The sequence below is a fragment of the Lawsonibacter sp. JLR.KK007 genome (genome assembly GCF_036941135.1).
In the GTDB taxonomy this organism is placed as follows: Bacteria; Bacillota; Clostridia; order Oscillospirales; family Oscillospiraceae; genus Lawsonibacter.
The window spans coordinates 1,576,363-1,589,728 of the sequence record NZ_JAYWSY010000002.1 but is presented as its reverse complement, the minus strand read 5'-3'; the positions used below and the strand labels follow the sequence as shown (position 1 = coordinate 1,589,728).

General features: G+C 65.2%; 10 protein-coding genes. 6 read left to right on the top strand and 4 right to left on the bottom strand.

Annotated elements, in window-relative coordinates; genetic code table 11:
* The first annotated feature begins 25 nt into the window (after positions 1 to 25).
* Positions 26 to 1,879, top strand: coding sequence for a glycoside hydrolase family 13 protein (locus VV088_RS17840; protein WP_334602026.1), 1,854 nt, complete (start codon positions 26 to 28; stop codon positions 1,877 to 1,879).
* Between the two features lie 89 nt (positions 1,880 to 1,968).
* Here VV088_RS17840 and VV088_RS17835 read toward each other — a convergent pair whose 3' ends face one another.
* From VV088_RS17835 to VV088_RS17825, 3 genes are all read right to left on the bottom strand, one after another.
* Positions 1,969 to 4,611 (bottom strand): cation-translocating P-type ATPase, encoded by a 2,643-nt coding sequence (locus VV088_RS17835; RefSeq protein WP_334602025.1) that lies wholly within the window; start codon positions 4,609 to 4,611, stop codon positions 1,969 to 1,971.
* Between the two features lie 111 nt (positions 4,612 to 4,722).
* The gene (gene spoIIP / locus VV088_RS17830; RefSeq protein ID WP_334602024.1) at positions 4,723 to 5,877 is read right to left on the bottom strand and encodes a stage II sporulation protein P; all 1,155 of its coding nucleotides are present in this window, start codon (positions 5,875 to 5,877) and stop codon (positions 4,723 to 4,725) included.
* 42 nt (positions 5,878 to 5,919) lie between these two features.
* Positions 5,920 to 6,042 (bottom strand): hypothetical protein, encoded by a 123-nt coding sequence (locus VV088_RS17825; RefSeq protein ID WP_334602023.1) that lies wholly within the window; start codon positions 6,040 to 6,042, stop codon positions 5,920 to 5,922.
* A 71-nt stretch (positions 6,043 to 6,113) separates the two neighbouring features.
* Here VV088_RS17825 and miaB point away from each other — a divergent pair, with 71 nt between their 5' ends.
* Both miaB and mutS read left to right on the top strand, forming a co-directional pair.
* Entirely contained in the window at positions 6,114 to 7,526 is a 1,413-nt protein-coding gene (gene miaB / locus VV088_RS17820) for a tRNA (N6-isopentenyl adenosine(37)-C2)-methylthiotransferase MiaB (RefSeq protein WP_334602022.1), read from the top strand.
* Between the two features lie 124 nt (positions 7,527 to 7,650).
* The gene (gene mutS, locus VV088_RS17815; protein ID WP_334602021.1) at positions 7,651 to 10,269 is read left to right on the top strand and encodes a DNA mismatch repair protein MutS; all 2,619 of its coding nucleotides are present in this window, start codon (positions 7,651 to 7,653) and stop codon (positions 10,267 to 10,269) included.
* On the opposite strand, the gene VV088_RS17810 is transcribed toward mutS, so the two are convergent.
* A complete protein-coding gene (locus tag VV088_RS17810; RefSeq protein ID WP_334602020.1) occupies positions 10,266 to 10,514 on the bottom strand; it encodes a hypothetical protein in 249 nt (82 codons plus the stop codon). The genes mutS and VV088_RS17810 overlap by 4 nt on opposite strands.
* A 47-nt stretch (positions 10,515 to 10,561) precedes the next feature.
* Between VV088_RS17810 and VV088_RS17805 the strand changes: the two genes are divergently transcribed.
* From VV088_RS17805 to mutL, 3 genes are read left to right on the top strand one after another with little or no spacing between them, the layout of a single operon-like run.
* Positions 10,562 to 10,816, top strand: coding sequence for a helix-turn-helix domain-containing protein (locus VV088_RS17805; RefSeq protein WP_334602019.1), 255 nt, complete (start codon positions 10,562 to 10,564; stop codon positions 10,814 to 10,816).
* A gap of 6 nt (positions 10,817 to 10,822) precedes the next feature.
* Positions 10,823 to 11,335: a DUF3592 domain-containing protein gene (locus VV088_RS17800; RefSeq protein WP_334602018.1), complete on the top strand. Its 513-nt coding sequence runs from the start codon at positions 10,823 to 10,825 to the stop codon at positions 11,333 to 11,335.
* Between the two features lie 3 nt (positions 11,336 to 11,338).
* Positions 11,339 to 13,264 (top strand): DNA mismatch repair endonuclease MutL, encoded by a 1,926-nt coding sequence (gene mutL, locus VV088_RS17795; protein ID WP_334602017.1) that lies wholly within the window; start codon positions 11,339 to 11,341, stop codon positions 13,262 to 13,264.
* Positions 13,265 to 13,366 lie beyond the last annotated feature (102 nt).

Here is a 13,366-nt window from a genome sequence, read left to right as displayed (position 1 = left end):
CTACCCTGAACGCGGAGTGATACCAATGCCATATTTGCCAACCTACGATTCCCGAGATCCCCGTTACAAAACCCCTTACGGCGCAGTGGCCTCGGGAACGCAGGTGCAGTTCACCCTCCGTCCGCCCCGGACGGAGACCTTCTCCCACGCCAGTCTGACGGCCCGGTTCGAGAGCCGGTACGACGAAACCGTCATCCTGAAAATGCCCTGGCAGGGCCACGACCTGGGCCAGGATCTGTTTTCCGCCGAGCTGGATACCACCGGCTATGTGGGACTGGTCTGGTACTCCTTCCGTCTGGTCAAGCTGAACGGCGGGACCCAGGACCTGGGCCCCTATCAGCTCACGGTCTATGACGGGACGGAGGAAGTCCCCTCCTGGTTTGGCGAGGGGGTGACCTATCAGATCTTCCCCGACCGTTTCTGCCGCAGCCAGGTCCCCGATCCGGAGGGGCTGGTGGGGGGCCGCTGGGTCCACCAGAGCTGGGAGGAGTTCCCCGAGTACCGCCCCGACGACCGGGGCGAGGTGCGCAACCGGGACTTCTTCGGCGGGGACTTTCAGGGGATCATCGACAAGCTGGACTACCTGAAAAGCCTGGGGGTGAACACCCTCTACTTCAACCCCATCTTCGAGGCGGCGGAGAACCACCGTTACGGCACCGCCGACTACAGCCAGGTGGACCCCATGCTGGGCACCAACGATGACTTCTCCCGCCTGTGCGGCGAGGCCCACCGCCGGGGCATGCGGGTGATGCTGGACGGCGTGTTCAACCACACCGGCTTTGTCAGCCGCTACTTCAACGGGGACGGCTTTTACCCCGAGACGGGGGCCTGCCAGAGCTGGGACTCCCCCTACCGCCCCTGGTTCAGCTTCACCCAGTGGCCTCAGAAGTACGACAGCTGGTGGGGCATCTACTCCCTGCCCGCCGTAAACGAAAATGATCCCAGCTACCGGGACTTCATCTTCGGCAGCGAGAACAGCGTGGTCCGCCGCTGGCTCCGGGCCGGGGCGGACGGCTGGCGGCTGGATGTGGCCGACGAGCTGCCGGACGACTTTGTCCACGGCATCCACGAGGCCGCCCGGGCGGAAAAGCCGGAGGCGGTGGTCATTGGCGAGGTGTGGGAGGACGGCTCCACCAAGGTGGCCTACGGAGTTCGCCGCAAGCACATTCTGGGCGGGCACTGCGACGGGCTGATGAACTATCCCCTCCGCTCCGCCATCCTCTCCTTCTTCCAGGGGGGCGGGGGCGAAGGCTTCGTCAAGGTGATGGAGGCCATCCGGGAAAACTATCCCCCCTTCGCCTTCTATTCCGCCATGAACTCCCTGGACACCCACGACACCCCCCGGCTGATCACCCTCCTGGGGGCAGGGGGCGAGTACCGGGACCAGTCCCGGGAGTGGCGGGCTCAGTTCCGGCTGTCCGCCCGGCAGCGCTGCCGGGGCCGGGCGCTGCTGAAGGCCGCCGCCCTGCTGATGTTCTGCTTTCCCGGCTCCCCCACGATATATTACGGAGACGAGGCGGGCATGGAGGGCTTTGAGGACCCCTTCAACCGCCAGACCTACCCCTGGGGCCACGAGGATACCGACCTTCTGGAGTGGTACCGCGCCCTGGGCTGGCTGCGCGGCCAGCACCCGGCCCTGCGCCGGGGCTCCATCCGGTACGTCTGCGGCAAGGGTCCGCTGCTGGCCTTCCTCCGGGAGAGCCGGGAGGAGCGGCTGCTGTGCGTCTTCAACGCCGGCGACACGGAGCAGCTCTTCCCCCTGGACGAGGGCAGGCCCCGCCTCGTTTTGGGACAGGCCGGGTTCCTTCGGTCGGAGGACGACGACTCCTATCTCCTTCTCCTCCCGCCCCGGTCAGGTTCGGTGTTTTTTATGGAATAAGCAAACTGCCTCCCGGGAGCGGGAGGCGGTTTTCTTCCCCTGAATCACAACAGCCCCACCAGGCGCTTGCCGGTGGGGCTGTGCTCCAGCTATTTTATGGCCGGTCTCTTTTCCGGCTCCTCCGCCCGTCTGCGGCCGGCGGCCTTGGCCCACTCGCAGATGGGAACCGGCGCGGCGGCCAGGGCCAGAACGGTACACCACTGGGCGGGGGTCATGGGGGTGACGGAGAATACCCCCTGAAGAGGCGGGATGAGCAGCACAGACAGCTGCATGGCCAGTCCCGCCAGAAAGGCCCGGTTCATCGCCGGGTTGGACAGCATCCCCTGATCAAACAGGGAGCGGTCCTCGCTGCGGACGTTGAAGGCGTGGAACAGCTGACACAGGGTCAGGGTGGCGAAGGCCATGGTGTTGGCCGCCGCCCCCTCCATACCTGGGGCGGCCAGCCGGGTGAAGCCCAAAAAGTAGGCCGCCAGGGTGAGCCCGCCCACCATCAGCCCCTGCCAGGCCAGGCGGAGGGAGAATTTTTTGTCAAACAGCCCGGCGCTGGCGGAGCGGGGCTCCTCCTCCATTACCCCCTCCTCCACTGGCTCCACCCCCAGGGCCAGGGCGGGGAGGGAATCGGTGACCAGGTTGAGCCACAGCAGCTGCACCGGGACCAGAGGCATCTGTCCAAAGCCCAGCAGGGTGGCGGCGAAGATGGTAAAAATTTCTCCAATGTTGCAGGAGAGCAGGTAATGGATGGCCTTTCGGATGTTGGAGTAGATCCCCCGGCCCTCCTCAATGGCGGCGACGATGGTGGAGAAGTTGTCGTCGGTGAGGATCATGTCCGCCGCTCCCTTGGCCACGTCGGTGCCCGTTTTGCCCATGGCGCAGCCGATGTCGGCGGCCTTCAGGGCGGGGGCGTCGTTGACGCCGTCTCCCGTCATGGCCACTACCTGTCCCCGCTTCTGCCAGGCCTGGACGATGCGCATCTTGTGCTCCGGGGAGACTCGGGCAAATACGGCAAACTTTTCAATGTCCTGCTCCAGCAGATCCTGGGGCATGAAATCCAGCTCCGCGCCGGTCACCGACCAGTCCCCCGGCTGGGCGATCCTCAGCTCCTTGGCCACCGCGATGGCGGTAGCCCGGTGGTCGCCAGTGATCATCACCGGACGCACCCCCGCCAGATGGCACTTGGCCACCGCCGCCTTCACCTCGGGCCGGGGCGGGTCCATCAACCCAAACAGCCCCAGAAAGGTCAGTCCGCTCTCCACCATCCGGGGCTCCAGCTCCTGGGGCAGGCTGCGCAGCTTCTTCCGGGCTACGGCGATCACCCGCAGGGCCTTGCCCGCCATCTCCTCGTTGGCAGCCAGCGCCCTGGCCCGGTCCTGCGGCGTCATGGGACCCTTGGGGGTGCTAACACACCGGTCCAGCAGGACATCGGGGGCCCCCTTCACCAGCGCCACCCAGCCGCCCTCCGGATCGATGTGGATGGTGGTCATCAGCTTGCGGCTGGAGTCGAAGGGGATATCCCCCACCCGGGGCCAGTGCTCCAGTTCCCGGGCCTGGTCCACCCCGTCCCGCGCGGCGGCCACCACCAGCGCCCCCTCGGTGGGATCGCCGGAGGCGGTGGGCGCCCCGGCCTTCCAGGCCAGCCGGGCGTCGGAGCAGAGGGCTCCCGCCAGCATGGCGTCCCGCCGCCGGGCGCCGGGGGTGAGCCACACCTGCTGGACCGTCATCCGGTTCTGGGTGAGGGTGCCTGTCTTGTCGGAGCAGATCACCCCGGCACAGCCCAGCGTCTCCACAGCGGGAAGCTTTTTCACAATGGCGTTCCGGTCCGCCAGCCGCTGAACTCCCAGGGCCAGTACGATGGTGACGATGGCGGGCAGACCCTCCGGAATGGCCGCCACCGCCAGGGAGACGGCTGTGAGGAACATATCCAGCAGGCCCTTCCCCTGGAACAAGCCCACGCCAAACATCACCGCGCACACGGACAGGCACAGAAAGGACAGGGATCTGGAAATTTCCCCCATCCGCTTCTGGAGGGGGGTGTCCCCCTCGCCGCTCTCCAGCAGCAGCCCGGCGATCTGACCCATCTGGGTCTCCATGCCGGTGGCCACCACCACTGCGGTCCCCCGTCCAGCGGTGATCAGTGTGCCCGAGATGAGCATATTGCTCCGGTCCCCCAGGGCGGTGTCCGCCGGAAGGCGGTCCACAGCCTGCTTTTCCACCGGCACAGACTCCCCCGTCATGGCGGACTCGTCTGCCTGCAGCCGGCTGCATTCTAAAATGCGGGCGTCCGCCGGGACCTGGTCTCCGGCCTCCAGGAGGATGACGTCCCCCGGCACCAGCGCCGAGGCCGCCACCCGGTGGGGCACCCCCTCCCGCAGCACGCTGGCCTGGGGGGAGGACATACGCCGCAGTTCCTCCAGCGCCTGCTGGGCGTGGTCCTCCTGGGTGATGGAGATGATGCCGTTGACCACCACGATGACCAGGATAATCACCCCGTCCAGCCAGTCTTCCCCGCCGCTGGCCAGCAGGGACAGGGCGGCCGCCGCCAGCAGCACCAGGATCATAGGGTCCTTCAGCTGGCCCAGGATGCGGATCAGCAGGCTGGGCGGCTGGGGCTGGGCCAGCTGGTTCGGGCCGTACGTTCCCAGGCGCTGGGCGGCCTCCCGCTCGGTGAGGCCCTGGGACCGGCTGTTCACCTCGTTCATCACCTGGGCCGCCGAGCGGCTGTGCCAGTCTCCCATATCGTTCCCCTCCATTCCAATTTCTTCCAGTATAGCGGGGGCCTGTCCATTTTTTTGCGGAAACTTGTCGAGGAATAAAAAATGTCCCGCCGGGGATTCCCGGCGGGTTTGTCATCCCTTCATCTCCAGCAGAGTCCGGGCCACGTTGTCCGCCCACAGCCGTCCCCCGGCGATGGCCTCGCTGAGGGTGTTGCCGTGGCCCCCTACCTCCACCAGGATGGAGCCGGGGCACAGCTGCTGGTTGTACCGGCTGGTGCGCAGCACCGTTGGCCGGACCAGACTGGCATACCCCCTGACCAGATTGCGCTGGAGGACCAGGGCAAAGGCCATGTTGTCCTTCCAGCGGGGGTGTGCGGCCTTGGTATCGGTCCCCAGCACCATCATCACCTGGGCCACCTTCTGCCCCGCCTCGGTGGACACCATCTTGTAGATCTCCCCGTCGCTGCCCACCAAAGCATCCCGGTGGACGTCCAGCACCACCTTGATGGTGGGGTACTGCTCCAGCCACTGCTCCACCACCGCCTTGGATCGGTCATAGGCCCCGTTGTAGGCGGGGTAGTCGCACAGGGTGGTGTCGTGGATCACCTGGAAGCCGTAGGCCCGGAAGACGGTGGCCATCTCCTCCCCCACCCGGACGATGTTGTGGGTGCAGTCGGTGGTGCGGTAGGGATCGCTCTCCTCATAGACGTCCCCGTCGCTCATGGAGTAGGCCTCGCTGCCGTGGGTGTGAACGATCAGGATCTGCGGCCCCTCCCCCAGGGGGACGTCCACCGACCCCTCACCCAGCAGGGAGGAGTCCAGCTCCTGGCCGGTGCGGTTGTAGACGTACACCCCGCCGTCGCGGAGGTACAGGCTGCCCTCCTTGCCCTGGCCGGTCATCTCCACGATCCGTTCGCCGTTCTGAGCGGGCTCCAGATCGGGCAGCTCCTCGTCCTCGCCGCCGCTGTCCAGCTCATCGGGGGGTTCCGGAGGCTCCGTCTCCTCCTGTCCGGCCCGGAGGTCCAGCACCGGCTCCTCCCCCGCCGCCAGCAGCGGGGAGCTGCGCAGCAGCAGGCGGCCCCAGCCGGTCAGTCCCTTCTCCCGGCCGGGCAGCTCCCCCAGCTGGGCCTCCATCAGGGCGGCCGCCAGGGCGGGTTCCTCCCCCAGGGCGGCCAGCCTGCTGTTGACGCCCCTCAGATCCGCCGTCAGGCTCACCCCCCAAGCCGCCGCCAGTACCAGCCCCAGCGCCGTACCCCGGCGCAGGGCACGTCCCATCCTGTTCCCCATGGTATCACTCCTTATCCTGCGTAAGCTGTTGTTGTACCCAGTCTATGAGGAGCGCAGGACGGATATGACACCCCCCTGGAAGGACAGCTCCCCGCCGGCCAGGCCCAAAGCTCCCTGCTCCAGCCGCGCCGTCACCTGGGTGATCCCTCCCTTTTTCCCTTTCACAGCCACTTGTGTTTTTCGGTGGAAAATAGTATAATACATTGTTATCAAGCTTTTTCCGCAGGAGGTTTTTTATGGATCGCACCACTGTTATTTCCTCCGCCGAGGTCCAGGCTCAGCTGGCCCACTGCCGGGCGGTGGCCCAGCTGGCGGCCCAGTGGCCGGAGGAAACCCGTCTGGCCTTTGTGGACACCTACGGCTGCCAGCAGAATGAGGCCGACTCCGAGCGCATCCGGGGCTATCTGAAGCAGATGGGCTTCGGCTTCACCGACGACGAGGAGCGGGCCCGGATCATTGTCATCAACACCTGCGCCATCCGGGAGCACGCAGAGCAGCGGGTGTTCGGCAACGTGGGCGCACTGGTCCACGTGAAGCGGCGGCACCCAGAGCAGCTCATCTGTCTGTGCGGGTGCATGGTGCAGCAGCCCCACGCGGCCAAAAAGCTGCGGGAATCCTACCGCCATGTGGACCTGGTCTTCGGCCCCCACGCCCTGTGGAAATTTCCCGAGATGGTCCACGCGCTCCTCACCCAGCGGGGAAGGACCTTCTCCGTGGAAGACGAGGCCGGTTCCATCGCTGAGGGCATCCCGGTGGTGCGTCAGGACAGCATCAGGGCCTGGGTGTCCATCATGTACGGCTGCAACAACTTCTGCGCCTACTGCATTGTCCCCTACGTCCGGGGCCGGGAGCGGTCCCGCAGGCCGGAGGATATCCTGGCCGAGGTCCGCCAGCTGGTGGAGGAGGGATATAAGGACATCACCCTGCTGGGCCAGAACGTGAACTCCTATGGCAAGGACCTGGAGAAACCCATGGACTTTTCCGCCCTGCTGGAGCAGGTCAACGCCATCCCCGGCGACTTCCTCATCCGGTTTATGACCTCCCACCCTAAGGACGCCACCCAAAAACTCTTTGAGACCATGGCCCGGTGCGAAAAGGTGGCCCCGGTGCTCCACCTGCCCTTCCAAGCGGGGAACGACCGGGTCCTGAAGGTGATGAACCGCCGCCACACCCGGGCGGAGTATCTGGAAAAGATCAAGGCCCTCAAGGCCCTGATCCCCGACATCGTCCTCACCTCCGACATCATTGTGGGCTTCCCCGGGGAGACGGCGGAGGAATTTGAGGACACCCTCAAGGTGCTGGAGGAGGTCCGCTTCGACGCCCTGTTCACCTTCATCTACTCCCCCCGCCATGGCACCCCCGCCGCCTCCATGGACGACCCCATGTCCCGCGAGGAGAAGCTGGCCAATTTCAACCGCCTCACCGCCCTCCAGGACGCCATCTCCGAGGAGAAGCACGCCGCTTATACAGGCAAAACCCTGCGCTGCCTCATCGACGGCCTGTCCGACGACGCCCGGTATGGCCTGACCGCCCGCACCCCGGGCAACCGGCTGGTCCGGGTGGCGGGGGACCCCTCCGCCTTGGGCCAGTTCCGGGAGGTGAAGATTACCGGCAGCAACAAGTGGTCGCTGTTCGGGGAGCTGGCATAATCTGGCGCCTTAGTTGTACGGTTCCGTGCAATTAGAGCCTCATGAACGTAACCATAAACATTGCCGTAAGGGTAAACGTGCCGCCTGCCGCGCGGCCTTTCAAAGAGAAAGAAGGTAACTTCCCATGCCGGAAATCACCCCTATGATGCAGCAATATCTGGACATCAAGGCCCAGAACCCGGACAGTATCCTTTTCTTCCGGCTGGGAGATTTTTACGAGATGTTCAACGAGGACGCCAAGCTGGTGTCTAAGGAGCTGGACCTGACCCTCACCACCCGGGACCGGAACAAGCCGGCGGAACAGCGCACCCCAATGTGCGGCGTTCCCTACCACTCCTGCGACAGCTACATCGCCCGGCTCATCGCCAAGGGCTACAAGGTGGCCATCTGCGAACAGACCGAGGACCCCGCCCAGGCCAAGGGGCTGGTGGACCGGGACATCATCCGGGTGGTCACTCCCGGCACGGTGATTGCCTCCTCCATGCTGGAAGAGGGGAAAAACAACTACATCTGCGCCATTTACATGGACTCCGCCGCCTGCGGCCTGTGCCTGTGCGACATCTCCACCGGCGAGGTGTACGCCTCCTCCTTCCCGGCGGGGGAGGAGGGCTTCGGCCATCTGCAAAACGAGCTGGGCCGCTTCCACCCCGCCGAGGCGGTTCTGTCCGACCGCGCCTGGAATCGGGAAGGGCTGGTGCCCTTCCTCAAGGAGCGGCTGGGCTGCCTGTGCGAAAACGGCGGCGAGGCCCGCTTCCGCGCCGGAACCGCCCGGCCCTTGGCGGAAAAGCAGTTCAAAACCGGCCTGGACAGCATCCCCCAGGGGGACGAGGCCGCCATCCAGGCCGCCGGCGGCCTGCTGGCCTACCTGTATGAGACCCAGAAGACCGACCTGAGCCACATCTCCGCCCTCACCTATTACACCGCCGGCCAGTTCATGGAGCTGGACCTCACCGCCCGGCAGACTCTGGAGCTCACCGCCACCATGCGGTCCAAGGACAAGAAGGGCTCGCTGCTGTGGGTGCTGGACAAGACCAAAACCGCCATGGGCGGACGGCTCATGCGGGGCTGGCTGGAGCGGCCCCTCCTCTCCCCGGCCAGGATCGCAAAGCGGCAGCAGGGGGTGGCCGATCTGGTGGAGGACGCCATCACCCGGGAGGAGCTGGCCCTGGCCCTGCGGGAGGTCACCGACCTGGAGCGGCTGACCGGCCGGGTGGTCTACGGCTCCGCCGGGTGCCGGGACCTGGCCGCCCTGTCCGCCGGACTGGGACGGCTGCCCCATATCCGAGAGCTGCTGGACCACTGCCCCTCCCCTCTGCTCCAGTCCCTGCGCGGCCAGCTGGACGACCTGCCCCAGCTGCGGGACCTGCTGGACCGGGGCCTGCGGGACGAGGCGGAAAAGGCCCTGCCCTTCTCCGTGCGGGAGGGGGGCTTCATCCGCTCCGGCTACAACCCCAAGGTGGACGAGCTGCGGGACCTGCTGGACAACGCCAACGGCCATATCATCGATATGGAGGTCAAGACCAAGGAGCAGACCGGCATCAAAAACATGAAGATCACCTCCAACAAGGTGTTTGGCTACTACATCGAGGTGGCCAAGTCCCAGACCGGGCTGGTCCCCGGCCACTGGACCCGGAAGCAGACCACCGTCAACGCCGAACGGTACATCTCCCCCGAGCTGAAGGAGCTGGAGCATGCCATTCTCTCCGCCCAGGACCAGGTGACCGCCCTGGAGTATCAGCTGTTCTGCGAGCTGAAGCAGGCCGTCTGCCAGCAGGTGGACCGGCTCCAGAAGACTGCCGCCGCCGTGGCTCAGGTGGATGTGCTGTGCTCCTTCGCCGCCGTGGCCGCCGCCAACCACTACTGTATGCCCCAGGTGGACAGCTCCGACGCGCTGACCATTGTGGAGGGGCGGCACCCGGTGGTGGAGAAAATGCTGAAGGGCGCCCCCTTCGTCCCCAACGACACCCATATGGACGGCGGGGACGACCTGGCCGCCATCATCACCGGCCCCAATATGGCGGGCAAGTCCACCTACATGCGCCAGGTGGCCCTGATCACCCTCATGGCCCAGATGGGGTCCTTTGTCCCCGCCCGCTCCGCCCACATCGGGGTGGTGGACCGGGTGTTCACCCGCATCGGGGCCAGCGACGATCTGGCCTCCGGCCAGTCCACCTTCATGGTGGAGATGACCGAGGTGGCCGCCCTGCTCAACCATGCCACCCGCAAGTCCCTCCTCATTCTGGACGAGATCGGCCGGGGGACCTCCACCTATGACGGGATGGCCATTGCCCGGGCGGTACTGGAGTACTGCGCCGACAAGAAGCGGCTGGGAGCCAAGACCCTCTTTGCCACCCACTACCATGAGCTTACCGCCTTGGAGGGGACCGTCCCCGGGGTGAAGAACTACAACATCGCCGCCAAAAAACGGGGCAGCGACGTGATTTTCCTGCGAAAAATCGTCCGGGGCGGAGCGGACGAGAGCTACGGCGTGGAGGTGGCCAAGCTGGCCGGGGTGCCCGACCGGGTGGTCAAACGGGCCAGGGCGATTCTGGAGGAGCTGGAGAGCCAGGACTGGCGTCCCGCTCCCACCGCCTCAGCCCCCGCTGAGGACCAGGTGTCCCTGATGGACCTGGGCGGGGAGACCGTTCTGAAAAAGCTGCGCATGACCGATGTGAACATCCTCTCCCCCATCGAGGCGCTGAACCTGCTGGCCGAGCTGAAGCAGGATTTGAACGGGGGCTAGACCCCCAGGGCCTCCAGCATCAGCCGGACCACCAGGCGAAAGCCCGCCTGATAATAGTGGAACGCCTGGAAGTCCTCCCGTTCTCCTTCCAGCTCCAGGAGACGGTCCACAAATTCACCTCCAAACATTCGTTTCACCTTATCCCACTCTTCACAGGGTTCCAAATCCAATTCCCGTTGCCTTTTGTCCCGCTTCAGGGTAATATCGTATTCATCATCGAATATTTCACGTAAGATGTTTTTCATGCACAACCCTCCGATAGTACGTTTTTCGAAACTTGTCAAGGGAGTTTATGATGTTTTCAAAAGAACTTTTCGGACAACGATTAAAAGAAATTCGCTTAAACGCCGGAGAAACGCAGGCGCAACTATGTGAGGTTCTTTCTATTAATAAGAGCCGCGTCAGTGCCATGGAAAAAGGCATCAACACCACCACAGCGGAAAAGATCGCCCTAATCTGCGAGCACTACCAGGTGTCCTCCGACTACCTGCTGGGCCTGGTGGACGACCCCAGGGACCGTTTAAAGTCAAAGGAACCCAGGGGGTGATCCGCCGTGTATCTCCATACCCACTACTTTATGGACCTGCGCCGTCCGGCCAGCCGGCTGGAGATTGTCACCATCGTGCTGTCCGCGCTGGCCTTTTTCTTCGTGCTGCTCTTCGGGCTGGGGTATGTCATTGCCATCCCTATGCGAAGCGGGGAACCCTGGATGCTGGGGGTGACGGGACTGCTCCTGTTCTTCGCCGCCATGCCCTGCATGTTCATCGCCAATTTGCAGGGCCGCCGCCGGGAGTGGCTGCGCTGCGGGGGATTTCCGGTGCAGGGGCTGGTAGTCAAGACCACCCGCCATATCACCGTCAGCTGCGGCAGCGCGGACGGACGCAAGCGCCACCCCTGGACCGTCCTGTGCGAGTACCGCTACGAGGGGCAGACCTACACGGTCCGCAGCACCTTCCTGTGGGACGAGCCGGTGGGCTCTACCGCAAAAATTTTTCTGGACCAGGAGCGGCCCGGGCAGGCCTGGGTGGACCCCAGGTCCCTGCAAAATGAGATAAAATTGAGGTGAACTATGCCAAACATCCAAATATTAGCCCCCCATGTAGCCGACCTGATCGCCGCCGGTGAGGTGGTAGAGCGGCCCGCCTCCGTGGCCAAGGAGCTGATGGAGAACGCCATCGACGCCGGAGCCTCCACGGTGGCGGTGGAAATCGCCCACGGCGGGCTGACCTTCCTCCGGGTGACCGATGACGGGAAGGGCATCCCTGCCTCTGAGCTGAAAACTGCCTTTCTCCGCCACGCCACCAGCAAGCTGCGCACCGAATACGACCTGGAGGCCATCGGCACCCTGGGCTTCCGGGGGGAGGCTCTGGCCGCCATTGCCGCTGTGTCCCGCATTGAGGTGCTCACCCGGACGGCGGAGGCTGAGCTGGGGGCCTCTCTCAGGCTGGAGGGGGGCGCCTCCGGTGAGCTTGAGGAAGCGGGCTGTCCCCTGGGCACCACCATGGTGGTGCGGGACCTGTTCTTCAACACCCCCGCCCGGCTGAAGTTTATGAAAAAGGACGCCGCCGAGGGGGCCGCCGTCTTCGCGGTGGTCCAGCGGGTGGCCCTGTCCCACCCGGAGGTGTCCGTCAAGTTTATCCGGGATGGCAGGCAGGAGCTGCTCACTCCCGGGGACGGGCAGCTGAAAAGCGCCGTCTACGCCGTGCTGGGCCGGGAGCTGGCCCTGGGCTTCCGGGAGGTGAAGGCCAGCGGGGAGGACATGACCGTCACCGGCTTTGCCTCCATGCCCGCCTGCTGCCGGGCTAGCCGGAGCTGGCAGTTCTTCTTCGTCAACGGACGGCAGGTGAAGTCCCCCCTGATGATGGCCGCCCTGGAGGAGGCCTACAAAAACCAGCGGATGGTAGGCAGATTCCCCGGCTGTGTCCTCCATCTCCAGACAAAATTAAACGCGGTGGACGTAAACGTCCACCCCGCCAAGACCGAGGTAAAGTTCGGCGCGGAGCGGGCAGTGTTCTCCGCTGTCTACCACGCCGTGCTGTCCGCCCTGGAGGGGGACTCCTCCCACCCCCAGGCGGTGCTGAAAAACACCGAGCTTCCCGGGGTGCGGAGGCAGGATTCCGTCACCCCCAACCAGATCCCGATCAGCACGCCGGTGAGGCCGGCCCAGGCTCCCCCTCCGGTCCCGCCGCCCGTTCCCACTGTGGTCCAGGTCCACGACAGCACCTATACGCCGCCCTCTGGCGGGCAGACAATCTCCCGTCCCCCCACAGGGGAGAAAGCCTCCTTTGAAAGGGAGGCGCTCCCGCAGAGGGCGGAGGAGCACAGTTCACAAAGGGAGCGATGCAGCGTAACCCTGGTCTCCCAAGACTTGCCCGCTCCGCACACTGCGCCAGCGTCCGGAACGGAGGAGCAGAGCCTCCTCCCTTACAAGGAGCCGGATTGGCGTCTGGCCGGAGAGGTGCTGAACACCTACATCATTGTAGAGCGGGGGGAGACGGTCTGCTTCATCGACAAGCACGCCGCCCACGAGCGGATGAACTTCGACCGGATGAAGGCGGAGGGCTACGACCCCATGGCCCAGACCCTGCTCTCCCCCGCCGTCTGCCGCCTGTCCCCCCAGGAGCGGGACGTGCTGCTGGCCCACCGGGAGCTGCTGGAGGAGTTCGGCTTTGAGGCGGACGAGCTGGGGGCCGACCTGGCGGTACGCCAGGCCCCCGATTATCTGGACGCCGCCGATATCCCCGCCGCCCTGGAGGAGCTGGCCCAGAGGCTGCTGGCCACCGGCTCCGCCGACCCCGCCGCCGCACGGGACGAGCTGCTCCACACCATGGCCTGCAAAGCGGCCATCAAGGGCGGCTGGCATTCCGCCCCCCAGGAGCTGGAGCGGGTGGCCGCCGCCGTCATGTCCGGACAGGTGAAATACTGCCCCCACGGCCGGCCGGTGGCCATCGAGCTGACCAAAAAGGAGCTGGAAAAGCAGTTCAAGCGGGCGTGAGGGCCTCCAGCATCAGCCGGCCCCCCAGACGGAACCCCGCAGAAGCATGGTCCCTTTTACCTTTTGTATTGATGGAGCCGGACACTGACAATAATTGGAAAT